The sequence below is a fragment of the Roseibium sp. SCP15 genome (genome assembly GCF_040329435.1).
Classification (GTDB): Bacteria; Pseudomonadota; Alphaproteobacteria; order Rhizobiales; family Stappiaceae; genus Roseibium.
This window is the reverse complement of the sequence record NZ_JBDZYI010000002.1, coordinates 899,627-922,968: the sequence shown is the minus strand read 5'-3', so window position 1 is coordinate 922,968 and position 23,342 is coordinate 899,627. Positions and strand designations below refer to the sequence as shown.

Sequence of the window (23,342 nt, the reverse complement as noted above, 5' to 3'; positions counted from 1 at the left end):
CATGTGAAGTCGATATGAGATCATTTGACTGGGAGCAGTTGCCCTATTTTCTTGCCGTTGCCCGCACGGGCAGCTTGCGGGCCGCGGCGAGCACGATCAACGCAAGCTATGGAACCGTAAATCGGAACATACAGGCACTGGAGGCGAGCTATGGCGTCCGCCTGTTTCACCGGTCCAAACGGGGTTTCACCCTCACCGAATTCGGAGAGGCGTTGCTGCCCGTGGTCGAAGCCGCGGAGCAAACCGTGTTTGCTGCGCGCAAGAAAGTGGAAGGGTTGGACAAAAGCGAGTCCGGGACGATCCGTTTCTCACTTTCTCCCACACTTGCCTACGACCTAATCGCCCCGATCATTGGGCGGTTTCACCAGAAATATCCGAACATCGACATCGAATTTCATCTCACGTCGGAGATTGAATCCATAACCAACGACGAAACCGACGTTTCGCTGCGCGCCGCAGAAGAGATCGCAGAGGATGTTGTTGCTCGAAAACTCTTCAGACTGACTTTGGGCATCTACGCCAGTGAGACCTACCTTCGAGATGTTCTACCTGACGCAGGTCCGCAAGGCGAAGGATTGAGCTGGATTGGAACCGCAGACGAAAGTTTGCGCCTGCCACCGCCATTTCAAATGGCAAAGGTGAGACACAAGGTGAATGACGGCTACATGCGCGTTCGCTTGTTGAGTCAGAACTGCGGAATATCTCATATGCCGACACTCTTCGAAAACGCGTTCCCGGATCTGCGCCGCGTGCCGGAGACGGAACTGTCCAAAGGCCCGTGGCTATGGATCCTGCTGCATTCGGATCTTCAAAAGACTGTGCGTGTTCGCCGGTTTGTCGATTTTCTGACAGAGGAACTGCTCTCGTTAAAACATGCACTTTAGAATGTGGTCAGTGAGCTTTCGGGCGTTCAGTCCGCCTGGCAGTTGTTCACACCTGATCGCTTGAATTCAGCTTCAAACGTAGGATGCCCGGATGGCGCGCATTTTGGAAACCGATCTCTACCCGCCGGTGAAGGCTTATCTGGTCGGGCAGGGGTATGAGGTAAAGGCGGAGGTGGGTGCCGCCGATATCGTTGCCTGTCGTGGTGATGAAGATCCGGTGATCGTTGAATTGAAAACGGGCTTCTCGCTAACGCTCTTCCATCAGGCTATCGAGCGCCAGGCCGTCACCGATGCGGTCTATGTCGCGGTGGCAAGGGGGACGGGGCGGCGGTTTCAACAAGCGCTCAAGAGCAACCTCAAGCTTGCCCGGCGACTGGGTCTTGGCTTGATGACGGTCAGGCTGTCCGATGGATTTGTTGAGGTGCATTCAGACCCGGCTCCCTATACGCCGCGCAAATCGAAGCCGCGCAAGGACCGGTTGCTCAGAGAGTTTTCCCGCCGTGTCGGCGATCCGAACACTGGTGGGTCGACCCGTGTAACGCTGGTGACGGCCTATCGCCAGGATGCGATCCGCTGCGCTCAGCACTTGGAGGAGAACGGCCCCAGCCGCGGCGCGGATGTGGCCAAGGCAACCGGTGTCGACCGTGCAACCAGAATGATGGCCGACGATCACTATGGTTGGTTCGAGCGTGTCGAACGCGGCGTTTACGCCTTGAGCCCCAAGGGTATGGAGTCCATCCAGGGTCAGGTGAAAAACGCCGAACCCGGTTAAGGCGCCCAGCACAGGAAGTCCCTCTCGATTGAAACCTGTGGTCTAAGCGTGCGGACGCGGACCTATACGCGAGGTTTCAGGAAAGGAACGCCATGAGCGTTGATGTTGACAGTCTCTGTTCTTCATTATTATACAGTGTATAAATTTATGGAGATAACAATGCCGACCGGACACACGATGATGGCCATGACCCTTGATGGGTTTGTTGCGCGAAAGGATCACACGCTTGATTGGTTGATGAAATTCGATACCGGGTCTGAAGATTACGGTTTCGAGGAATTTCAAAACAGCATCGATGTGATCGTTATGGGAACCGGTTCGCTCAAGACCGTTCTGGGGTTCGGTGAATGGCCATACAGGAAACCCGTCGTGGTTCTGAGCAAGACACTAACCGAAGACGACATTCCGGAGCATGCGAAGGGCAAGGTCGAAATCAGCCGTCTCTCACCTGACGATCTGATGTCGCAACTTGACGAGCGTGGTGTTGGCAGGGTCTACGTGGACGGCGGTGCAATCATTCGATCATTCCTGCGTGCCGGTCACATTGCCGACATGCGGATTTCAATTGCGCCTATCCTGATTGGAGAGGGGATCCGTATGTTCGGAGAGCTGGACAAGGATGTAGATCTGAAGCTTGAAGAGGTACAGCAGTTTGGATCTGGATTTGTCAGCATGCGTTATGTGGTGACCTGAGGCATGGCATCCGGCAAGGCCGCGGGGCGGCCGCAAAAGCGGGACGGGGCGCTTTCCAGGGAGCGAATTCTGACAGCAGCTCTGCCGCTGCTTCGCGAGCAAGGCGCTGAAGCGGTCTCGTTCCGGCGATTGGCAGATAGCCTTGGCGTGACAGCGATGGCGATCAAATATCATGTCGGTAGCCAGCAGGAGCTGCTTGCGGCGCTGGTCGAAAGTGCCTTCAAGGGAACGCTCAGCAGGATTGAAGGGAATACGCCCGACGTACGTCTTCGTAATATCCTCTCCATGTACTGCGCCAAAGCACTCGAAAACGCGAATGTCGTGCGTTGCATCCTGAATGACACATCGCTGATGAGCTCAGATATTATTGAGGTCACCGAAGAGATCAGGAAGAACACACAACTTCTGAACAATGGCGATCCGAACGACGTCATGCTCAATCTTCTGGTCGACTACACACATGGTTTTGTTTTTTCAGCTGTCGCCGCTGCGCCGGAGCACAATCTGACGGAGGAGGACTTTCTTAGAAGTGTCGACTGGGTGCTTGGGGCCTGTGTGTCTGAGGCCTGATTGTCTGGACGGCAGAGTTCATCTGTGTCGAAGGTTGCGTTGCGGACCGTGGGGATATCGGTTCCCGGATCAGTTGGCTGCAAATATGGTGATGAATGACGATCCGCAATCACGAGGCGGTTGAAGGGAGGCCTGACATGGAACGGTTCACGGGCGGGTGCGTATGTGGCGGCGTTCGTATCGTGGCAATAGGGCAACCGTATCGGGTCGGCATTTGCCATTGTCTCGACTGCCGCAAGCATCACGGCGCTCTCTTTTATGCGGCAGCCGTGTTCCCGCAAGCTGCGGTGACAATCGACGGTGAAACACAGGACCATGCGGACCGGCACTTTTGCCCGCGTTGCGGTTCCTCGGTCTTTGCCCGTAGTAGTGACGAAGTCGAGATACATCTCGGTTCGCTCGATGCTCCCGACCAATTGAAGCCGACCTACGAATGCTGGACAATCCGCCGCGAGGCGTGGCTGCCGCCCTTTCCCGGCATGAAACAATATGAACGTGATCGGGACGACGACGCAGGTCGCTCTGAAGGCTAGTGTCTTTCAAATCCGCAAACGCTTGAGAACGATTGGATGGATTGCGCTATGCCCGGCCTTCGCGTTTTGCCATTGAGCGTTGTCCGATCGGAACGACAAGAAGCGTGAGGCATCCGACAACGAAGAAGAGCAGGGGATAGCTGCCGGTTTCGGTGATGAGCGCGCTACAGACTGCAAGTCCGAAACTGCCTCCGAGCATTTGAATGGTGAGGTTGATACCGCTCGCCTGCGCGTGCTTGTCCTTCGGCACGGCATTCATCTGCACCCGCCTGACCGGGATGGCGATACTCGGCATGGAGGCTCCCCAAAGTATCAGAGGTATGAGAGTCAGCAGGAAACTCTGCTGGATTGCTGCAAAGGCCAGGAGAATGAGTGCCGCCCCGTGACAGGTTACCCCTCTGACCAGCGTGAACCTCGAGCCGAATTTATCCGTAAGCTTTCCGACCAGGATCGATGTGCCGAGCGTAGGCAGTATTGCTAGGGAAACCGCAGCACCTGAAAGGATGGGGGTTCTGCCCAGATTGTCCTGGAAGAACTGGGCGGCGAAGACGAAAACGGCGATCTTCTCAAGTTGAAAAATCGCAAAGATGAAAACACCGCCGGCAAACTCGGGAATCTTCAGGAGCGATATGTCGAGGAGCGGTGCCGGGTGGGTGAGTTCTCTTTGCAGGAACAGGGCCAGGGTCACGATTCCCAGGGCAATAAGACCGAGTGTCATGGGGGATACCCATCCCCATGAGGGGCCCTGCATCACAGATGTCACAAGACCGAAGAGACCAACAATCAGAAAGGCGGGTCCTGCAAACTCCAGCGGTGTTTGCGGGCCGGAAGCCTTGCGTTTCTGCACATCGTAGTTCGGCGACCAGATCAGCCACAGCAACACTGCAATTCCAAGAACGATCGGAATGCCGACCCAGAATATCATGCGCCAGGAAAGCGTTTGGGTAAGCAACCCGCCGACCAGCGGACCGGATGCCATGAATATGCCCCCGACCGTGGTCTGATACCCGAACGCTGTCCCACGTTTTTCCGGATCGAATGCCTTGGTGATGAGCGCGATCGATGTCGGGAAGATCACCGCGGCTGCAATGCCCTGAAGAACGCGGGCAACGATGAGCGTCGTCCCGTCGTTTGCAAGCGCCGCAAGCAGCGAGGCGGCAGCAAAGAGCGCCGCACCGGAAGAAAAGTAATGCCTTCTGCTGAAATGATCGCCAAGCCGGCCGGCTATCGCTACGGCGCAGGTGAAACTCAGAAGATAGGCATTGACCACCCAGTGGGCAGCCGAGACGGACAGTCCAAGCTCCTGAGTGATCGACGGCAGCGACACCGCGACGATGGTTTCATCCAGTACGATGAGCCCGAGTACGCCGCTCATCGCGCCGAGCAGCCACCACTTTCTCTGGTTCTCAGCCACCAATAGATCTTGTCTCTCCGCAAGTTATGCCAGTGATTGTAGAGTTTCAGATGTCCGTTGGCTTATCAACCGCAATGGGCCTGCCTGGCTTCAACCGGCTTCGGATTGTTTTTTCGGTCAGGTCGGGTACAGGTACGCATGAACATTTTATCTTGAGTATTTGACTCCAGTTTATTGACAGTGATTGCCGAACCGGCCTAGGTTTGCTCGCCCATGGAAGAGCCATGGATTGCATTCCTGACAGGAGAGACCCATGAAAGTCGGATCACTGACGGCGGGTCTTTGCTCCGCTGCTTTAGCCATAGCGACTTGTTTCGCTTCAGCCACGTTCGCAAACGCAGAGACAATCACCGTAACCGATATCGCCGGCCGCACGGTCGAAGTGGAAAAGAACCCCAGCAAGGTCGTTCTTGGTGAAGGGCGCATGATCTACACGATCGCGCTGCTGGACCAGGACAACCCGTTCAAACGCGTCGTTGGCTGGAAGGACGACATGGTGCGTTTCGATCCGGATGCGTACCGCAAGTACCAGGCAGCGTTTCCGCAAGCCGCTGATCTCCCGAGTTTCGGCAGCCCTTATTCAGACGAGTGGAACCTGGAAGCCGTCATTTCGCTGGGAACGGAAGTCGTGCTGATGAACCTCGGCAATCTTCTGAAGGCCCAGGAAAGCGGGATCATTGACAAGTTGGCCGAGGCGGGCGTCGCGACAGTGTTCGTCGATTTCCGTCAGGATCCGACCCAGAACACGGTGCCGAGCATTCAGTTGCTGGGCCGTATTTTTGACGAGCGCGATGCAGCAGACGCCTTCACCGATTACTATCAGTCGCAGATGAAGCTGATTTTCTCCCGCGTTGAAGCCATCCCGGCTGAAGACCGGCCGATCGTCTTCATCGAGCGTGCTGCGGGCTACAACCCGGCCAAATGCTGCTCGACATTTGGTGCCGCCAATCTGGGACGCCTAGTCGACCTCGCCGGAGGCCGCAACTGGGGTTCACTCAAGTTCCCGGGTTTTGCGACCAACGTTTCTCTTGAAGCCATTTTTTCCGATGATCCCGAAATCATCATCGGCACCGGCGGCAACTGGTCCGAGGCCAATCCGGACACGGCTGCCGTTCTCTTCGGCTATGAAGCGACGGACGAGATGGTGAAGGAGCGTTTGGGTGCATTGGCCACCCGCGAAGGCTGGTCCGATCTGTCGGCGGTAAAGTCCGGCCGTTTCCATTCGGTCTATCACCAGTTCTACAACAGCCCTTATCACTTCGTTGCCATGCAGGCCTTTGCCAAGTGGATCCATCCGGAGCTGTTTGAGGACGTGAACCCGGATGCAACGATCAGGGAGCTGCACGAAAAGTTCCTGCCCATCGACTACTCCGGCGTCTTCTGGGGCAGCCTTGAAGTCGAAGGCTAAGCCGAACGCCTTTCCGGCCTCGCCCGCTTCGTGGCGGGGCCATTTTGCCTTTAGGAAATTTCAGATGAGTGTCGATGTGAATGCCATCGAGATGCGGCAAAGCTATGCATCTCAGATCGCACGCCGCTATGGAATGATTGCAGTCGTCACCGGTCTTCTGGCGTTGAGCTTCTTTCTTGATGTCGCGACGGGTCCGGGAAACTACCCGCTGTCCACGGTTTTTGACGTTCTTGCCGACCCGATGGCGCACGGGGTCCGGTTGAAAGTTATCGTCTGGGATTACCGCCTGCCTGTCGCCGTGACGGCAGTGCTTGTCGGTGCGCTCCTGGCGGTTGCCGGCGCGCAAATGCAGACAATCCTCAACAATCCGTTGGCCGAACCGTTCACGCTCGGGGTTTCAGCGGCTGCAAGTTTCGGCGCCTCGCTCGCGATCGTGCTGGGGATTTCAATCATACCTGCCGTCGGGCATTTGCTCGTCACGGCAAACGCTTTCATTTTTGCGCTCGCCACATGTGGCTTCATCCTGTTTGCAACACGTCTCAAGGGTGTTGGATCAGAGACGATGATCTTGTTCGGCATCGCGATCTTCTTCACTTTCTCCGCACTTTTGGCGCTGATGCAGTATATGGCATCGGAAGATCAGATCGCCCGGATCGTTTTCTGGATGATGGGATCGCTGAGCCGCGCGAGCTGGGAGAAGATCGGCCTCGGCACATTGCTGTTGTGCATCGCCATTCCCTTCAGTCTTTACCGCACATGGCCCATGACGGCTTTGCGGATGGGCGAGGCCACCGCTGAAAGCATGGGCGTCGATGTCGCGAGGCTGCGTGTGGAGATGCTGATCTGCATCTCCCTGCTTGCTGCAACCGCCGTATCGTTCGTCGGCACGGTTGGCTTCGTCGGGCTGGTCGGTCCGCACATAGCGCGGCTCCTGGTGGGGGAAGACCAACGCTACTTCGTGCCGCTTTCGGCGCTGGTCGGCGCATTGGTCCTGTCGCTGACGTCGCTGATCTCGAAATCGATCACCCCGGGCATCATCTATCCGATCGGGATCATCACGTCGCTGATCGGCGTGCCGGTGTTTGTGTCGATCATTCTCAGCACGCGGCGGGAGCGGCTGTCATGACATTGAACATCACGAACTTTCGGGCAGGATACGGCAGAACGGAAATTCTGCACGACGTTTCCGTGAAGAACGTTGAACCTGCGACCTTTGTCGGTCTCATCGGTCCGAACGCTTCAGGCAAATCAACGCTGTTCAAGACGATTGCCGGATTGGTGAAGCCGATGGGTGGCCGCATCACCATTGGCGGCGAGGACATCACGCATCTGCGCCGCAAGGACCGGGCGCAACGCATCGCCTATATGCCGCAAGCCTATGGGTGCAACGCTCTTTTGACGGTGTTCGAGAGCGTGCTTCTGGCGCTGAAGCAAACCACCGGATGGCGGGTCGATGCCGACAATCTCGACCGTGTGTCCGACACGCTTCATGCCCTTGGCCTGTCACATCTCGCCAATCGCGGCATTGCCGATCTAAGTGGCGGCCAGGCACAGATGATCGCCGTGGCGCAAACCATCGTGCGCGCACCGGAAGTCATCTTGCTTGACGAACCGACAAGCGCGCTTGATTTGCACCATCAGCTTTCGATCATGACCTCGATCCGCAACGAGATGGATCGCAAGAAGCCTGTGGTCATTGCCGCGCTTCACGATCTGAATCTGGCGGCCAAGTTCTGTGACCGGCTTATATTGCTGCGCGAGGGCGTGATCCTGGCCGACGGGCAACCGGGCGACATCCTCGCACTGCCGGAAATCGGCGAGACCTATCGCGTCAGGGCGGATCTTGAGCGCACCAGCAAAGGAGCGCTCTATGTCGACGCGAGGCTGGCATGACATTCAACGATGAAACGCTGCTTCCTTGAATTCGACATTCGGCCAAAAGCGGATGACCGGTTGATTGTTGGTCCCCCGGGCTTTGCGAGCGGATTAGGGTCCCGCTCACGAGGGAATGTCTGGTTCAGGCTGCCGAAACAGACGCTGTTTCACCTGCTTGAACCTTGTCGGCGAGCCCTTTCAGGTTTCCATCCAGGACCTTGCTCATCATCATTTTCATCATGGTCTGGCCGAGTAGCCAGCCCATCGGGCCGTATTTGACACGATAATCCATGCTCCACTCCACGAGCGTCTGCCTGGAACCCTGGGGCCTGATGGTCAGCTCCGCGTAGGCTTCCTTCAGCGGCATGGGATCGGTATCCAGCAGGCGAACCCGATACCCACGGTTTGGCTGCCACTGCGTCACTTCTTCCACCAGCGAGTTGCCGTCATCGAAGTGGCAGCGCCGTTTCGAGCCAACCTGATTGTCGCCCGAGGTGAGCGCATCGACCGATTTCACGAGCGGCGCAAACTCGTCAATATGCATGAAACGATCAAGAACCGCCCACACGGCCTCCGGGCTGGCGTCGATCAAAAGGGTCCGTTGGTGGTGTATCATCGGGGGTCTCACTTCAGCAAACGTGTCGTTTTTCTGTTTCTGCGATCTTCATAAACTTGCCCTGCTGCCACCGTTGTGGCAGCAGTGTGGCAGTAGGAGAAAGAAATGCGGCGCACGGAACGGCTTTTCCGGATCATCCAGATTCTTCGGTCAAAACGATCGCCCGTGACAGGGCGTGATCTGGCCGATGAGCTGGAGATATCGCTGCGCACCCTTTATCGAGACATGGCCGAACTCACCGCGCAGCGCGTGCCCGTCATCGGTGAGGCGGGCACCGGATACGTGCTGGACGATGGCTATGACATGCCGCCCCTTATGCTGACAGCCGACGAACTGGAGGCGGCCGCGCTTGGTGCCACCTGGGTTACGTCGCAGGGCGACCCTTCGCTTGCCCGCGCCGCCAGGGACCTGGTTGCCAAATTGTCAGAGGCCATTCCGAAGGAGCTGCGCCCGATCGTGCTGGATGCAAGTTCCAGGTCCATTGCCACGCGATCCAATGTCCAGGACCAGTTCGACGGGGTGGTTTTGCGGCGCGCCATACGGGATCGCTCGCGGTTGCAGCTCACTTACCAAGGCCAAAACGGGGAAGTCACCAACCGGGTGGTCTGGCCGATGCTGATCGCCTATCTGAACGCAGTCCGATACATCGTCGCCTGGTGCGAGACCAGACAGGACTACCGGCATTTCCGAACAGACCGGGTGCAGAACCTGAAGGTGCTTGAAGACAAGTATCCGGCGCGCCGCGAAGTCCTGGTCAGGGAGTGGGAGGAGACCATGGCGAAACGGCATCAGGGCTGACACCGCCGCGTTTCCAGTTGCCAGGAAGAATGAAAATCTCCGTTTCCGGTGTTGGGTTGTGGCTTGTCAGAAGGAGTATGTGTTGTCTTCGAAGGATCAAAAAATTATCGCTGAAGTGAAGCTGATTACGGCCAGAAGACCTATATAGGCTTCGACGCTTTCATCACTGAAATAGTGAAACAGAAAAGAATTGTTCAGGTTCTTTAAGGGGTAGAGGCAAAATGGAAAAACGCAGGTTGGGCGCTAACGGACCGGAAGTCGGGGCAATCGGTTATGGCGGAATGTCTTTTGCCGACATGTACGGGCCCACGAATGAAACAGAGAGCCACGCAATCCTCGATGCCTGCCGTGATTTGGGCGTGACGCTTCTGGACACGGCAAATGTTTACGGCATGGGGAAATCGGAAAGCGCAATCGGAACCTATCTGAAGGCTGATCCGGGCGCGCGGGATGAGTTTGTCATCGCGACCAAGGCAACCATCACGACTGATCCGGAAGGCAACCGCACCTTCGACAATTCGGCGGAACACCTGGAAGCCGAACTGGACAAGTCTCTGCAACGGCTTGGTCTGGAATATGTGGATCTTTTCTACGCGCATCGCCGCGACCCGCGCTTCACGCCCGAAGAAACGGCTGCAAATCTCGGTCGGCTCGTTGAAAAGGGCAAGGCCCGGGCGATCGGTCTTTCAGAAGTTGCCCCTTCAACCCTGCGGCGCGCATCGAAAGTCTTTCCCATCGCCGCTGTTCAATCAGAATATTCCCTCTCCACACGCTTCCCGGATCTCGGACTGGTGCAGACATGCGCCGAGCTCGGGGTGGCGATGGTGGCGTTTTCGCCCGTGGGTCGGTCGCTGCTGACGGACAATCCGATCTCGCGCGAGCAGATCGCCAATCTGCCATTCCTTGCCGGCAACCCGCGCTTCATGGAACCGAACCTGACGGAGAATTTGCGCATCACGGAAGGTTTCCGCAAACTCGCAGCCGAAATGGGCACAACGGCGGCCGGGTTGGCAAATGCCTGGCTGCTCAGCCGCGGATCTCATGTGATCCCGATCCCCGGGACGCGGTCGGTCGACCACTTGCGCGAATGCCTCTCGGGAGCCGCATTAAACCTGACCCAATCCGATCTCGAACGGATTGAGGCGGTGCTGCCGGTCGGCTGGGCGCATGGGGACCGGTATTCGGCCGAGCAATGGAACGGGCCGGAACGGTATTGCTGAGGCGGACCGGGCTTCGAATTTATGAGCCCGGCACAGGCCTTTGGCCTGAAACATCCGCATGATGCCAAAAACGAATGTCCGCTCCTGGCTGAACTCAGCGGGAGTGTTGCTGGAGCGGACGTTTGCCGGCAGGGCCCGGCGAAGGGAACTCGCCGGTCCACTCGAACCGTCATTCAACCTCAAATCCCATGTCTTGCATCAGCCGCCGTCTGGTTTTTTCTGTCGGCGAACCATCCTTTTTCCAATGCGGTCCTGAAATCAGGGTCTCAATGCATTTGCGATGCGGGTGCATCGACAGGGTTCCGCCGTCCGGCATCGTATATTCGAAGTTGATGCCATCGCGCTCGGTGACCATCCCGTAGCAAAGATAGCAGTATCCCAGAAAATCCTCCGGAAGCTCTGGGTCCTCTTTTCTGGCCGTGACTTCATATGGCTCTGACGGTGTCAGGCGCAGCAGCAGGCCGTCCAGCTCCAGTTGCCATTCAGCATCATCCTCTTCCGACCAGAGTTCAGCCAGTTCCGACTTTGTCCGCACCCGTTTGACGATAGTCTTGGCGGTCTTCAGAAGATCTTCCGAAACCTGTTCGTTTTCGAAACTCGGCATGTCGGGAAGATCGGCCGGCGGCCGCCCGATGGCGGCGGCAAGCATGTCGCACGCCGCCAGGGCAATTGATGCATCCTCCGCATCCAGTGCACTTTTGTCCTGTTCAAGTTTCCTCAGGGTGTCGAGCACCGCCGCGAAGCTTGTCACATCGGCCACAAAGTCCAGGGCCGTATCATTGCCAAAACTGCCTGAAGCCCAAACGCCCATGACCATCTCCCGCAGGTGTCGCGCAATTCTGCGCAAACGGCGTTAAGGAACCGGGTGAACATTTGATTCAATCGTATCGAAAGGCGTCTTGCGGTGGGATTGTTCTTTACAAATGTCGGCTTTGAGCCATTTGGACCAATGCTGCGGTGCCCACGAATGTCCGTAGTTGCAGCGAATACTCCATTCTAACAACCTCGAAGGCTTACGACCCCAATAGGATAAGGGCCGCGGCACCAAAGCAAAGCGCAAAAACCAGGGCCATTTGCTTCCAACCAGGAACGACCAGGTAGGCCTTTTCGGGCTTGTTGGGGTGGTAGAACACCGTTACGCCTGAGCTGTCGTGCCGGTCTATGTAACGAAACTGCAAATTCAACAACGACCGCAGATTGTGAGAAATTAGGATATGCCAAGCGTTAATCCTGTCGTTTTCATAAGGCACGCCATCGACACAGTAAGTGTAACGAACCTTCGCGCTGTAGCTGGTTTCATCATGTGAACCGCCACCCGAGCCGACGATTTTTTCCTCATGCAACTTGCCGATGACACTTGGCCACTTACTTATCCGGCGCATGTATATCAACGAGTACACGCCCATTATTGCAAAGTATCCCGCAGAAATAAGAACGACTGCATTGTGTTCGCCTACGAGAAGATGTTCAAAATATTCAATCATATGAATGGTTTAAGTTGAAAATATCCGCTACCAATAGACAACCATCATTTTCTGTCGAAGCCCGGAGACTGACAGGTCCTGCAACAGTGCTTGCATGGAACTATGAATTGACGCAAGCGTGGTGACTTCACTTTTCATTCGCGGAGCGATGCAAGTCGGGTCAGAGCCTTAACCAATCTATGCTGCAAAGCAAACTGGATGTCGCCAAAGCCCGGAAGGAAGACTGGTATCTCTTCCACCTCCATGAATTCTCGCGAGGTCCCAGAACCTTTGAACTGCGCGCACCCCTTGAAGCACATGCCGCACTGACCACGACGAGTTTTCAGGCAAGCTTTGGGTAAGAGGGGCGGTTTAGGGAGCGATGGGTTTCTGCTTCAACCGACGTTTGACTGTATTGCAATGAGCGAATGTTCAGAGCCGATTGGGGCTTGTTTGGTGATTTCTACGGATGTCGGCTTAGGCGCAGGGAGGGGATTATCTGCTTACGGTAGATAACGGCTTGTTAGCAGGCGCAAGTAATCCGGTTCAAATTGCGCGGCTTTCCTGATTGTCCTGCGCCTTCTTAGCTGCGTTGTTTCCCGCTGCCCATGTCCGATACACCAAACTGTGATCCGCGAGAAAAAACTCACCACCTAGTACCTCGGCACCATCTTCTACGAGGCGCTTCTTCATGGCATCTTCCCCGGCGATTGCAATTTCTGCATTGGCATATGGTGCAATATTCGGCTGTGGGGATGGCTTAAAAACCTCCCAGTTGAAGGTTCCCCTAGGATAGGCGTTCTGAATTTGGTCACGTCGCGCCTGCGGGCTCTTTGAGAAGCCGACTTTAATAATGTGTTTGTCTTCAACTTCAATATTCGATCGTCCCAAGTATGCGGATATCTCGCCTGTCAGGCGGAGGATATAAAGGTGTTTTGGCCCATCGGTTTCGCCCACCCAATAGGGCCTGGAGGGTGGTCTGACGGCGTGGCTCGGTCTGAGTGCAGATTCGAGCGTTTGGATTGTCGGGTCGATCGGCTCCGTCTGTCCGTAGACTGGCACTTCGTAGACATCCAGTTCATAGAGTTGTACGGCCTCATCCGCCGAGACGGGAACACCGCTGGCTCCGATAAACTCGGGATTTGAGCTGCCGTAACTTCGCGGAAACAGCCCATCAACAGGCACACAATCTTCGGGCACTACACGCCAAGCCCTCGTCGCCTTAACAGCATACAGCCACTTACCACGAGAATCGGAGTCTCGCTCTTTCTCAGCCCAGCGATCCCCTGAGATGAAATCCCGCGCGTGACCAGTCTCATGGGAGATCTCGAGCACACCGACCACCTTACCACGCAAGTCCTTTGGTCCTTTTCCCTTGGTCACGTAGATGGCTACCAGGGTACCAGGATTGGAATTGTTGAGGTAGCGGGTGCGTCGAGCTTCGTCAGCAAAGCCGATGCATCCCCAACTGGCAGGGTCGAAGCCCCAGAAAGACGTCAACCAGACTTGCCGACTGTCAGGTAGTACATCGTTGACTGGGGTAAGCTCGGGGACGGAAGTCCAGTCAAATGCGAACACCTCTTGTTGCGCGGTTTCGATGTCAACTGCTCCGAGTGCACCGCGAATGTAGGCCATTGCATCTTCCGTCGGATGTCGCTTCCCTTTCTTCACCAGGATGGTCGTGAGCGGTGGGAGGCCACGATCCGCCAGATAGTGCAAAATAGCCTCGAGGTTTCGCCCTAATCCTCGACCTGTGGGATGGTGCCAACCGACCGCCTCGCCGATTTGCTGGTAAGTCGTCCGCCTCTTCTGCAAAGCTTTTGCTGCCAGGGCGCGGGTGATTTCGAATTGAAGTTCATTCATTCGCTATCTTTCATTTTTGGCTCATGTAGAATGACGCACTTTCATTCTTTCCGAGGATCTAGCCATCAAGGTCGAAACTCACGCCGATAGAACGCATTGAAATTTCCGCTTATGATCTGTCAGTCGTTTCGGATGCGGTACATGTCTGAGGCCAGCTCAATCTCACCGTTGTCCGTGCTTTTTTCCATCTAACTTTGCGTCTGCTGTGTCTCGTTGAAAGGAGCCATTTTCAAAAACACATTTGCGTTTTGAGTGCGCTTAAAACGCTAGGTCTCAATCCAAGCAAACCTTCAATAGCTTGGTTTCAAATTCGCTTAACCTTGTTCGTACGCCTTCACTGATTTCGTCAATTTGACGGCGTGCAGCGTCAAAATCGTCGCTTGGCAAAACACCTGACAAACGCTGAATAATTGGAATAGGAACGCCAAATTCATCCAACGCACGTAGCTCTCCGGGAATAAACAATCCCTGCAGTTGGGCTGCAAAGACGCGGTAGTCGACCTCTCCTTCTCCAATCACAGCGTCCACCACATCGTTTAGTGCTCTCAAAACTTGGGGAAAGGTGTACTCTGCGCCACGAATGAAATTAAAGCACCGATCAATCTCGGACTGGGCCGGTAAGCCCTCGGAGCTTACGAAGCCGTCGAGAAATTCCCGCATGGATCCACTCACCCTCAATCGGTTTGCAAAATGCGCCACCGTTCGAGCTGTTCGCATGTCGTGTTTGCCGAATCGCAGGATATTCCAAGGAACGCCAAATGTTGCTTCCGCTTCATCGAACGTTGGCACCCCCTTCCAACGCAGTAACGAGTTCTGCTGGTCAAGCTCCTGAGAAACGACTTCCGCGAGAGTGTTTAGCTCGTCGATGCCAAACTCTGCCCAACGCGCTAGAATTTCGGGGGGTAACTCGCTGGCACCCTGAATTGCTCTCTTCCTGCGTCGCGCTGGGGGCGACAGTACATCGTCTTGCAACTGCATAAGCAGTTCTGGTTGAAGCAGTTCATCTGGGTTGAACAAAGGAACGTGCACTTCAAAATTTTCTGGCTCAGGCGTTGGGTTGTACAAGAAAACTTTCCCAATATTGTGTCTGAACATACGGCCAGCACGACCTTTTATGTTGTCGAATGTAAATCTGTCTAGTTTTGTTGTGTTTATTTTTCGATCATAGATGAAAACATTCTCTGCTGCAGTGTTAATGCCCTCGATCATAGATGAGGTGCAGACAATGGCGGCCAACTCGCCTTGGTTAAACAAACTGATCATTAAGTGAGCTATTGAACGCGGCACGCGTCCATGATGAATACCAATGCCCTTAGATACGCCTTTTGCTAAGAACCACTCTGGGTGGAAGTTGTCTGCAAGCCAGCGACCCAGTTCTTGGGTGAAGTCGGAGCGCCTCACAAGACCTGATTTCAATAGTTCATTGGTTAAACGAGATGCTGATGGAGGCGATTGAACGTAGATCAATGAATTTGTTCGGCCAACAGATTGCAGGTCTTCAATGAGTTGCTCTGAACTTGGGCCGATGTCTGTCTGATCAATGATATCTGCTGTAACTGGGCTGTAGCGCGTCCGTAAAAACTCAACGTCGTCTCTGAAACTACCCGCGTTTGGAACCTCGTCGATTGAAGGTCCCAAAAAGTAGATTTGTTTAGCCGTTTTCCCGTACCTCGCCAGGATTGTATTTAGTGCTAGAGAGCGCTTGTCATTTCGCTCGAGATCAAGTTTGTAGAACTCATCTATGACAAAAAGGTCTATATTTTCAATGAGCTCTCTCTCTAGTAATCTTTCTTGGGTTCCAATAAAAATTGCTTGTTTTTGCGTTCGTTCTTCTATCGTTCTGGTTATCACTTGATATTCAGGAAAGCGCTTTTCCATCCTACGCCTAAACTCATCGAGAAGCGCGATGGTGGGAACTACAGCTACGACTGTGTTTGGTCGGCTTTTGGAGATGAGCGCGTCTATGAGCAGACTTTTTCCAAAGCTGGTGGGCGCTGAGAGAATTAGGCTTTTTCCCTGTGCCAGCTTATTGAATACGATGGCTTGTTCGATGTGGAAAACGAAATCTTCCATGCCAGGGACACGCATGGTCTCGGTCGCAAGTTGTTCCCGCCAACCACCCCTATCTTTGATGTAGGGAAAAAGACCAACTTCACGCAGGATGGCGTCAATCATTGGTCCAATGCCCAAAAGCTTTGCTTCGAACTCCTCACGTCGGTCCAATACGCGAATAATCAGGTCGAGCGCTGTTTGATCATCAGAGGAAGCGGTCTGAAAATAATATGCTATTGCTCGGACAATCTTGAAAATGCTGTCGCCGTCTTCCAGTGGACCTGACACTCTTGCTCTTAGTTCCTCGGGGTTCATAGGAAGCTCTGAACCTTAGCATTAAAGTGGTTTTCGATCTTTTGTTTGCAGTCCAAGGGCACCAAAATAACGACAAACCGAACGCCCTCTGGAACCTTGTTTTCAAAGTACTCTTGTGTCTTTTCAAGCTCTTCTTTGACTGTTCTCAAATATGTTGGGTCGCGCGAAGCAGCCCCCTTTGTAGGGTCAAAGTCGGCAGCAATGCAGATTGGTATTACGATCCGGTCTATAATTTGATCAAGTGAGGTTTCATCGGCAAAAAGCCAAGTAAGCTCTTCCGCATATCCAGCGCTAGACTCAATTTTCGGTCCGATTAGAGCCTTCATTTCTTCTAAGAATGTAGGTTCCCAAAGAGGCTTGATTGACTCAAGTGCTTTGGAGCGGGCTTGGGCTATATTCTTGTAGAGTTTGGCCTCACCAAGCCACAGTTCTAGCTTTCCAGAGTCTGTGTTTTGCAATACGTGGGCGACATCGACGCTCGTTACACTGTCATTGCTGCGCATCTTGTAGAAAAGGCGCGCGACGAATGGTGCAGTCCCATACTCTTGTCGGCAAGCCGCGTGAAGGAGTATTTCTCCAATCTCACCACGCTTGTCTGGATCTTCAACGTCAAATACACGCCGACAAGCTTGTGCAAGGGTTTTGTGCGGCTCCGCCAACATTGATAATCGCTCGTTTGGCCTCAACGCAGCATCAGGAAGCCAATCAAAAAGGTGATCCGCAAGTTTTTTGTACCTCCAATTTCCCACCTCAAAATTGGGACACAAAGCCACAGACTTGTGTTGTCCGGTCATATCGACGATGCAGTCCAGCAACTTTGTGGGAAGAGGAAGATCAAACTTTTGAATGGGGAGATTCAATGATTCGGAACTTTCGATAAATGCCTTCCCAATACTCGTTTTAGTAGAGTAATCACTTTGCCCAACTCAGCGCAACATCCGGTTTCCGTCAAGGCGAAGTCAGCGGCTTTGCACTTTCAGCGCTTGATTGGTTCTACGTCCTTCAATTGCGGGGTTTGGATCGTTCGAGGAATGTCCGCTATTGAGATGCGGTATCACCTCACCGAAAATTCACACGCTCACCCAAACCTTGCTCTCAATGAAAATCCCGGCTCGGGAACAGCTTCTTGGCCTGCTCGCGCGGGTGGAAGGCGCGGGGTTTGGGGGTGTCGGCCTTCAGGTGCACCGGCACTTCGTCGGTCTTGGCCGTCGTCTCGACCAGAATGTCGTCCTTCGGATGGCCGAGAAGGGTGAGTTTTTGAGAGCAGTCTTCGATGTGGTCGGCAATCAGGTGCACGACGATGCCCTCGCGCTCCAGGCGGCCACGGACCTTTAGCAGGCGCCCACCGAGAACAGCAGCGCGGAACCTTTCATACATCTTGGGCCAGACGACCACGTTGGAAACGCCGGTTTCGTCCTCCAGCGTCAGGAAGATGACGCCGGAGGCGGTGCCCGGGCGCTGGCGGGTGATGACGAGGCCGCAGACCGAAACATTCCGCGCCTCGCGCGGCGAGACGCGGGCCAGCTGGTCATGCGCGGTGAGGCTCGGAATATGCGGGCGCAGCAGTTCCATCGGGTGGGCGCGCAGCGTCAGGCGGGTCGACAGATAGTCCTCCACCACCTCCTGGCCCAGATGCATCGGCGGCAGGATGACGTCGGGTTCGAAAATCGCTTCTCCGTCAATCGGGTCGTTGAAGAGCGGCAGCGGTTTCGGGCTGCGGATGGTCTTCACCTGCCACAGCGCTGCCCGGCGGCTGAGCCCCATGCCGGCAAAGGCGTCGGCCTCCGCCAGCCGCTCCAGTGTTGCAGGCGGTACGCCGGTCCTCAGCCACAGGGTCTCGGTATCCGGATAGCCGTTGCCGCGTGCGGCGACGATCCAGTCCGCATCGTCCTCGCGCATGCCCTTGATCTGGCGGAAGCCGAGCCGCAAGGCCAAGGCCCCGTCGCTGCGCCGCTCCAGCGTGCTGTCCCATGAGCTCTGGTTGACGCAGATCGGCCTGACTTCCACCTGGTGGTCACGGGCGTCGCGCACGATCTGTGCCGGGGCGTAGAAGCCCATCGGCTGGGAATTGAGAAGGGCACAGGCGAACTCGGCCGGGTAATGGCATTTCAGGTAGGCCGAGACATAGGCCAGCATGGCAAAGGCCGCCGCATGGCTTTCCGGGAAACCGTACTCGCCGAAACCCTCGATCTGGCCGAAGCAGTTCTGGGCAAACTCCAGCTCATAACCGCGTTCGATCATGCCGGAGATGAACTTGTCCCGAAGCTGGCCGATGGTGCCCATGCGCCGGAAGGTCGCCATGGACCGGCGCAGCTTGTCGGCCTCCGACGGCGTGAACCCGGCGGCAACCACGGCAATCTGCATTGCCTGTTCCTGAAACAGCGGCACGCCAAGGGTCTTGCCCAGCACCTCTTCCAGTTCCCTGGAGGGGAATTTGATCGGCTCCTTGCCCTGCCGACGGTTGATATAGGGGTGCACCATGCCGCCCTGAATCGGGCCGGGCCGGACGATCGCCACCTCGATGACGAGGTCGTAGAACTCACGCGGACGCATGCGCGGCAGGAAGTTCATCTGCGCCCGGCTTTCCACCTGGAAGACGCCGATCGCATCGGCCTTGCACAACATGTCGTAAGTGTCGGTATCGGCCTGCGGCACGGTGCCGAGGGTCAGGTTCTGGCCGTGATGATCCTCAAGCAGGTCGAAACACTTGCGGATGCAGGTCAGCATGCCGAGGCTGAGCATATCCACCTTCAGGATCCCGAGCGCGTCGATGTCGTCCTTGTCCCATTCGATCACCGTGCGGTTTTCCATCGCCGCATTCTCGATCGGGCAGAGGGCGTCAAGCCTGCCTTGCGTGATGACGAAACCGCCGACATGCTGGCTGAGATGGCGTGGAAAGCCGATGATCTCGCGGATCAGCTCAATGGTCCGGATCACCCGTGGATTGGCAAGATCCAGCCCCAGCTCCCGGACGCGGGTTTCCTCCGGGCCCTTGTTGGAACTGCCCCAGATCTGGCCGGAGAGCGCCGCGGTGACATCCGCATTCAGTCCCATCACCTTGCCGACCTCGCGAATGGCGGCACGGGTGCGGAAATGGATCACCGTGGCGCAGAGCCCGGCCCGGTGGCGGCCGTATTTCTCATAAACATACTGGATCACCTCCTCGCGCCGCTCATGCTCGAAATCGACATCGATATCCGGCGGTTCGCCCCGGTGCTCGGAAATGAAGCGCTCCGACACCATGGTGATGGTTTCCGGTCCGACATCGGTGATGCCGAGCGCATAGCAGATGATGGAATTGGCCGCCGAGCCACGCCCCTGGCACAGAATGTAGCGGCTGCGGGCAAACTGGATAATGTCGTGAACGGTCAGGAAATAGGCGGCGAAATTCAGTTTCCGGATCAGTTTCAGTTCCTTTTCCGCCAGCGTCGAGGCGTATTCGGGCACACCGGCCGGATAGCGGTTTTCAAGGCCCTGCCAGGTCAGCCGTTCCAACCGGTCCTGAGGACTCTCCCCGTCGCTGATCTCATCGGGATATTCATAAGACAGCTCGGACAGGTCGAAGCTGCAGCGGGTGGCGATTTCAATGGTCCGGCGCAGAGCTGCCGGATGGTGACGGTAGAGCCGGGCCATGTCACTGGCCGACTTCAACCGCCGTTCGCCATTCAGAAGGGCACGGGTGCCGATCTCGTCGATGGTGCAGCCCTCGCGCAGACAGGTCAGCACATCGGCAACCCGCCGCCGGTCCGCACGGTGCATCAGCACATCGCCGATGGCAACCATCGGTGTCGCCAGGCTGTGAGCGGTTTTCGCGCAGGTGCGGAACCAGGCCTGATCGGTGCCGTCATAACGCGGCGCCGCTCCCAAGAACACATGACCCGGCGCCTCCTGGCGCAGCGTGCGAATGTGGTCCTTGGCCGTCTCACAAAATTCGGTTTCAGCATGGTCGAACTGCGGCAGGGCAATGAAGATCAGGCCCTTGCAGAAATTCAGAAGATCGGCGAATTCCAGATAGCAGTCGCCCTTTTCCGCCCGCCGCTTGCCAAGGGTGAGCAACTGGCTCAGCCGCTCATAGGCAGCGCGGTTGGTGGGCAGGGCCAGCCAGTCCAGCGGGCTGTCTTGAAGAACCAGCCGGGCACCGACGATCAGGCGTGGCAGTTTCGGCACTTCCGGCGCGATGAGGGCAGGGGCCGTGCTGCTTGCCTGCCGGGAGGACGGGTCGACCTGGGTGTGGGAGCGGATCTGGACGCCTTCTTCGGCCGTCCGTCTGATCTCCTTCAGCGCCGAATAGGCCCTGACGACCCCGGCCAGCGAGTTCCAGTCGGTAATGGCAATGGCATCCAGGCCAAGCGAGGCGGCGCGGGTCACCAGCTCTTCCGGATGGGAAGCTCCGCGCAGGAAGGTGAAATTGGACGTGACGCACAGCTCCGCATAACGGGGAATGTCCCAATGGAGGCTGTCGGGAATGACATGGGAGGTCATCAGCCGAACTCCCCTTGCACGAACCAGCCCGGATTCTGCGGTGTGTGAAACAGCCACAGCCGCTGGCCCTGACGGGTGCCGACGCGCCAGTAGTCCCTGAGGCCATGGGCCCAGCTGTCATTATCCTCCCACCAGGCAGGCGTGATCCGCTCCGGCCCCTCTGCCTCGGTTGTTGTCAGCGACCGGCCCCGCCAGCGGAAACGGGCGGGCGGCTGCGGGCCATCGCCGAGAATGGGTTCTGGCGGAAACAGTCTCAAGGGGCGGGGGCGTCTGCTTGGCCACGCGCGTACCGGATTGCTGTAGGCCGCCGGAACCAGCTTGAAGCTGCATTCGGGGATATGGCTGTCGACGGGGGCAAAGCGCAGGATGTTTTCAAGGCCGACGCGATTGCCCAGCTGGGTGATCAGGTCGGCGAGACTGTCTTTTTCCCGGCCCTGCGCCCGGTCAAGCTGGCGCATGCCGAGCTCTTCGATCTGGACGGCCTCCAGCCGGATCATGTCGATGCCATAGCCGGCATCGACCGCACTCACCCCGCGCTCGAACAGGGCCAGCATCCGCTCCGCATCGCGCATCGGACGGGCCAGCCGCAATTCGACCGACTGGTTTTCCTGGTCCACGCGCCGGAAGGTCAGCTTGAGCAGGCGTGCGCCCTTCTGGGCCGTGTCCAGCCGGGCGCACAGATGATTGAGCAGGCGCCGCGTACCTGCCATGACATCGTCCAGAAGGCCGATCGGGTCGGGCAGGGTGATCCTGACGGCAAAATTCTGCTCGTCCTTGAGGGGGGAGATCTGCTCTCCGATGGCGCCGAGAGCCTGATCGAGGTGGCGCAGCACGCTCTGGTCATAACGCCGGGCAATGGTTGCCCTGGGCAGATTGTAAAGCTCGGAAACGGTCGCAATGCCAAGGCGTTCCAGGTTGGTGCAGGTCTCCTGGGAAAGGCGCAGAGCCGCCAGCGGCAGCGGGCCGATCCGGGCAAGGGCCTCGTCGGGTTTCGCAATGCCTTCGGCAAAATGAGACAGTGCCCAGGCAGCCCCCGGCGTGCCGGCAAGGCCAAGCCGGGCGGTAAGGCCCGCGCGGGTCAACCGGGCCCGGACATCGTCCAGAAGCGGCTCTTCTCCGCCCAGCAGGTGAGCCGATCCGGTGATGTCCAGAAACAGGCCATCCCGTCCGTCGAGCCCGACCCAGGGGCAATAACGCGTGGCCCACCGGGCCAGCAGCCTCAAGAAGCGCTGGTCGGCCTCCGGATCCGCCGGCCTTGTCAGAAGGGAGGGGCAGAAACTGCGGGCATGGACCAGCGTCATGCCCCGCTGCAGGCCAAAGTCTTCCGCCCGCGGGCAAAGGTCGTAAATCCGCTCGGAATTGCGGTCGAAAAGGGTCAGGGCAAAGGGCGCATCAACAGGGTTGGCGCGCTGAGAACGCTCAGCCGCCAGCCTTGGAAACCACAATGACACGATGCGACGCTGCATCCCAACGGACTACCCATTCCGATAATGTTCCTATTTTGTTCTTTATAAGCGACCAGCGCCAGTGAGTCGAGTCGTGGCTGTTTTGACGAGGGGAGCGGGACGCGGAAAGACCGTCGCAGCGCCACCTGGTTTCCGCGGCATTGCTGCCCGCGCCTTCCGGAATGATCAGAAGGCCTGTGGTGCGTCCGGCTTCCGCCGCAAGCTGCAATCTTCTGCCCTCCGTCAGGCCGATGGCACCGCTGACCTCGGCAATCACGAGACCGGCCGCACCGGACCTGAGTGCCGTTTCGGCGCTTGCCAGAACATCGAGCTGACTGCCCGCGCGCGTGATCAGCAACTTGCCGGGGTCGCAATAGGGGGAAAGACCCTCCGGATTGACCGTTGGCCGCCACTCTTCCGACACCCAGACCACGGCCCCTTTCGCCTGACCGGCGCTGATGGCGGCAAACACCAGCCCGCCTTCGCCGCAAACTTCATGGGCGCGGGAACGTTTCAATGGATAGACGGATGAAAACGGTAACGACATGGAACGCCGGATCAGTGATAGATGAAAGGAGCTTAGCCGAAGCATCACGACAGAGAAACCGGCTTTGTATTTTCTATCCGCAGGCAAAGCCCGGAAGACCGGTTTCGCCGAGGTTTCGCGGGAAGACGATTCGAAGATCACGTCCCGGAAAGTACCTGACAGAAGTTGTGCCTCGTCTTCGTTTTCTATCCCTGCCTGCATTCCACCCGAAGAATCGCAGGAGTTGAAAACCGGTTCTCGTTCAGCCGTTAACCTCTTATCGCATCTCAGTCACCAGAAAGCCTTTCCGTTTTCATCTGAGCTGGCTAAGCTTCCTGAAGGCCGGAAAAGCAGGGGTGCCGCAACGTTCCGCAAGCATCGCACGCAGGTGTGTTTCATGATCGAGGCGACTT

At 56.7% G+C, this 23,342-nt stretch carries 20 protein-coding genes; 10 read left to right on the top strand and 10 right to left on the bottom strand.

Annotated features, from left to right (window positions below):
• The first annotated feature begins 14 nt into the window (after positions 1-14).
• From ABLO27_RS11620 to ABLO27_RS11600, 5 genes are all read left to right on the top strand, one after another.
• A complete protein-coding gene (locus tag ABLO27_RS11620; protein ID WP_353033060.1) occupies positions 15-884 on the top strand; it encodes a LysR family transcriptional regulator in 870 nt (289 codons plus the stop codon).
• A gap of 91 nt (positions 885-975) precedes the next feature.
• Complete coding sequence (locus ABLO27_RS11615) at positions 976-1,656, top strand: DUF2161 domain-containing phosphodiesterase (protein WP_353033058.1); 681 nt, start codon at positions 976-978, stop codon at positions 1,654-1,656.
• A gap of 159 nt (positions 1,657-1,815) precedes the next feature.
• A complete protein-coding gene (locus tag ABLO27_RS11610) occupies positions 1,816-2,349 on the top strand; it encodes a dihydrofolate reductase family protein (RefSeq protein ID WP_353033056.1) in 534 nt (177 codons plus the stop codon).
• Between the two features lie 3 nt (positions 2,350-2,352).
• Positions 2,353-2,919, top strand: coding sequence for a TetR/AcrR family transcriptional regulator (locus ABLO27_RS11605; protein ID WP_353033054.1), 567 nt, complete (start codon positions 2,353-2,355; stop codon positions 2,917-2,919).
• A 137-nt stretch (positions 2,920-3,056) separates the two neighbouring features.
• On the top strand, positions 3,057-3,452 hold the full coding sequence (locus tag ABLO27_RS11600) for a GFA family protein (protein WP_353033053.1): 396 nt from the start codon (positions 3,057-3,059) through the stop codon (positions 3,450-3,452).
• 46 nt (positions 3,453-3,498) lie between these two features.
• Here ABLO27_RS11600 and ABLO27_RS11595 read toward each other — a convergent pair whose 3' ends face one another.
• Positions 3,499-4,866 (bottom strand): MFS transporter, encoded by a 1,368-nt coding sequence (locus ABLO27_RS11595; RefSeq protein WP_353033051.1) that lies wholly within the window; start codon positions 4,864-4,866, stop codon positions 3,499-3,501.
• Positions 4,867-5,119: 253 nt separating this feature from the next.
• Between ABLO27_RS11595 and ABLO27_RS11590 the strand changes: the two genes are divergently transcribed.
• The 3 genes from ABLO27_RS11590 (at position 5,120) to ABLO27_RS11580 (ending at position 8,167) form a co-directional block, all read left to right on the top strand.
• Positions 5,120-6,274 (top strand): ABC transporter substrate-binding protein, encoded by a 1,155-nt coding sequence (locus ABLO27_RS11590; RefSeq protein WP_353033049.1) that lies wholly within the window; start codon positions 5,120-5,122, stop codon positions 6,272-6,274.
• A gap of 64 nt (positions 6,275-6,338) precedes the next feature.
• Entirely contained in the window at positions 6,339-7,400 is a 1,062-nt protein-coding gene (locus ABLO27_RS11585) for a FecCD family ABC transporter permease (RefSeq protein ID WP_353033047.1), read from the top strand.
• On the top strand, positions 7,397-8,167 hold the full coding sequence (locus tag ABLO27_RS11580; RefSeq protein ID WP_353033045.1) for an ABC transporter ATP-binding protein: 771 nt from the start codon (positions 7,397-7,399) through the stop codon (positions 8,165-8,167). The genes ABLO27_RS11585 and ABLO27_RS11580 overlap by 4 nt, the downstream gene beginning before the upstream one ends.
• 124 nt (positions 8,168-8,291) lie before the next feature.
• Here ABLO27_RS11580 and ABLO27_RS11575 read toward each other — a convergent pair whose 3' ends face one another.
• Positions 8,292-8,765, bottom strand: a complete 474-nt coding sequence (locus ABLO27_RS11575) for an SRPBCC family protein (protein WP_353033044.1) — start codon at positions 8,763-8,765, stop codon at positions 8,292-8,294.
• A gap of 105 nt (positions 8,766-8,870) precedes the next feature.
• On the opposite strand from ABLO27_RS11575, the gene ABLO27_RS11570 reads away from it, so the two are divergent.
• Both ABLO27_RS11570 and ABLO27_RS11565 read left to right on the top strand, forming a co-directional pair.
• Complete coding sequence (locus ABLO27_RS11570; RefSeq protein ID WP_353033042.1) at positions 8,871-9,563, top strand: helix-turn-helix transcriptional regulator; 693 nt, start codon at positions 8,871-8,873, stop codon at positions 9,561-9,563.
• 221 nt (positions 9,564-9,784) lie between these two features.
• Positions 9,785-10,783, top strand: coding sequence for an aldo/keto reductase (locus tag ABLO27_RS11565; protein WP_353033040.1), 999 nt, complete (start codon positions 9,785-9,787; stop codon positions 10,781-10,783).
• A gap of 169 nt (positions 10,784-10,952) precedes the next feature.
• Here ABLO27_RS11565 and ABLO27_RS11560 read toward each other — a convergent pair whose 3' ends face one another.
• From ABLO27_RS11560 to ABLO27_RS11525, 8 genes are all read right to left on the bottom strand, one after another.
• Positions 10,953-11,594 (bottom strand): DUF4259 domain-containing protein, encoded by a 642-nt coding sequence (locus ABLO27_RS11560; protein WP_353033038.1) that lies wholly within the window; start codon positions 11,592-11,594, stop codon positions 10,953-10,955.
• A gap of 202 nt (positions 11,595-11,796) precedes the next feature.
• The gene (locus tag ABLO27_RS11555) at positions 11,797-12,267 is read right to left on the bottom strand and encodes a DUF3592 domain-containing protein (RefSeq protein WP_353033036.1); all 471 of its coding nucleotides are present in this window, start codon (positions 12,265-12,267) and stop codon (positions 11,797-11,799) included.
• A gap of 525 nt (positions 12,268-12,792) precedes the next feature.
• Positions 12,793-14,109, bottom strand: coding sequence for a hypothetical protein (locus ABLO27_RS11550; protein ID WP_353033034.1), 1,317 nt, complete (start codon positions 14,107-14,109; stop codon positions 12,793-12,795).
• 273 nt (positions 14,110-14,382) lie between these two features.
• Positions 14,383-16,476, bottom strand: coding sequence for a DEAD/DEAH box helicase (locus tag ABLO27_RS11545; protein ID WP_353033033.1), 2,094 nt, complete (start codon positions 16,474-16,476; stop codon positions 14,383-14,385).
• On the bottom strand, positions 16,473-17,270 hold the full coding sequence (locus tag ABLO27_RS11540; protein WP_353033031.1) for a HamA C-terminal domain-containing protein: 798 nt from the start codon (positions 17,268-17,270) through the stop codon (positions 16,473-16,475). The genes ABLO27_RS11545 and ABLO27_RS11540 overlap by 4 nt, the downstream gene beginning before the upstream one ends.
• Before the next feature lie 301 nt (positions 17,271-17,571).
• A complete protein-coding gene (locus ABLO27_RS11535; protein WP_353033029.1) occupies positions 17,572-20,958 on the bottom strand; it encodes an error-prone DNA polymerase in 3,387 nt (1,128 codons plus the stop codon).
• Complete coding sequence (locus ABLO27_RS11530) at positions 20,958-22,409, bottom strand: DNA polymerase Y family protein (RefSeq protein ID WP_353033027.1); 1,452 nt, start codon at positions 22,407-22,409, stop codon at positions 20,958-20,960. The genes ABLO27_RS11535 and ABLO27_RS11530 overlap by 1 nt, the downstream gene beginning before the upstream one ends.
• Positions 22,378-23,151 (bottom strand): ImuA family protein, encoded by a 774-nt coding sequence (locus tag ABLO27_RS11525; protein ID WP_353033025.1) that lies wholly within the window; start codon positions 23,149-23,151, stop codon positions 22,378-22,380. The genes ABLO27_RS11530 and ABLO27_RS11525 overlap by 32 nt, the downstream gene beginning before the upstream one ends.
• Between the last annotated feature and the right edge of the window lie 191 nt (positions 23,152-23,342).

Excerpts from the sequence above, each read along its gene's own strand:
- ABLO27_RS11620 (WP_353033060.1), top strand. The coding sequence starts at position 15 with ATGAGATCATTTGACTGGGAGCAGTTGCCCTATTTTCTTGCCGTTGCC.
- ABLO27_RS11615 (WP_353033058.1), top strand. The coding sequence starts at position 976 with ATGGCGCGCATTTTGGAAACCGATCTCTACCCGCCGGTGAAGGCTTAT.
- ABLO27_RS11610 (WP_353033056.1), top strand. The coding sequence starts at position 1,816 with ATGCCGACCGGACACACGATGATGGCCATGACCCTTGATGGGTTTGTT.
- ABLO27_RS11605 (WP_353033054.1), top strand. The coding sequence starts at position 2,353 with ATGGCATCCGGCAAGGCCGCGGGGCGGCCGCAAAAGCGGGACGGGGCG.
- ABLO27_RS11600 (WP_353033053.1), top strand. The coding sequence starts at position 3,057 with ATGGAACGGTTCACGGGCGGGTGCGTATGTGGCGGCGTTCGTATCGTG.
- ABLO27_RS11590 (WP_353033049.1), top strand. The coding sequence starts at position 5,120 with ATGAAAGTCGGATCACTGACGGCGGGTCTTTGCTCCGCTGCTTTAGCC.
- ABLO27_RS11585 (WP_353033047.1), top strand. The coding sequence starts at position 6,339 with ATGAGTGTCGATGTGAATGCCATCGAGATGCGGCAAAGCTATGCATCT.
- ABLO27_RS11580 (WP_353033045.1), top strand. The coding sequence starts at position 7,397 with ATGACATTGAACATCACGAACTTTCGGGCAGGATACGGCAGAACGGAA.
- ABLO27_RS11575 (WP_353033044.1), bottom strand. The coding sequence starts at position 8,765 with ATGATACACCACCAACGGACCCTTTTGATCGACGCCAGCCCGGAGGCC.
- ABLO27_RS11570 (WP_353033042.1), top strand. The coding sequence starts at position 8,871 with ATGCGGCGCACGGAACGGCTTTTCCGGATCATCCAGATTCTTCGGTCA.
- ABLO27_RS11565 (WP_353033040.1), top strand. The coding sequence starts at position 9,785 with ATGGAAAAACGCAGGTTGGGCGCTAACGGACCGGAAGTCGGGGCAATC.
- ABLO27_RS11560 (WP_353033038.1), bottom strand. The coding sequence starts at position 11,594 with ATGGGCGTTTGGGCTTCAGGCAGTTTTGGCAATGATACGGCCCTGGAC.
- ABLO27_RS11555 (WP_353033036.1), bottom strand. The coding sequence starts at position 12,267 with ATGATTGAATATTTTGAACATCTTCTCGTAGGCGAACACAATGCAGTC.
- ABLO27_RS11550 (WP_353033034.1), bottom strand. The coding sequence starts at position 14,109 with ATGAATGAACTTCAATTCGAAATCACCCGCGCCCTGGCAGCAAAAGCT.
- ABLO27_RS11545 (WP_353033033.1), bottom strand. The coding sequence starts at position 16,476 with ATGAACCCCGAGGAACTAAGAGCAAGAGTGTCAGGTCCACTGGAAGAC.
- ABLO27_RS11540 (WP_353033031.1), bottom strand. The coding sequence starts at position 17,270 with ATGACCGGACAACACAAGTCTGTGGCTTTGTGTCCCAATTTTGAGGTG.
- ABLO27_RS11535 (WP_353033029.1), bottom strand. The coding sequence starts at position 20,958 with ATGACCTCCCATGTCATTCCCGACAGCCTCCATTGGGACATTCCCCGT.
- ABLO27_RS11525 (WP_353033025.1), bottom strand. The coding sequence starts at position 23,151 with ATGCAGGCAGGGATAGAAAACGAAGACGAGGCACAACTTCTGTCAGGT.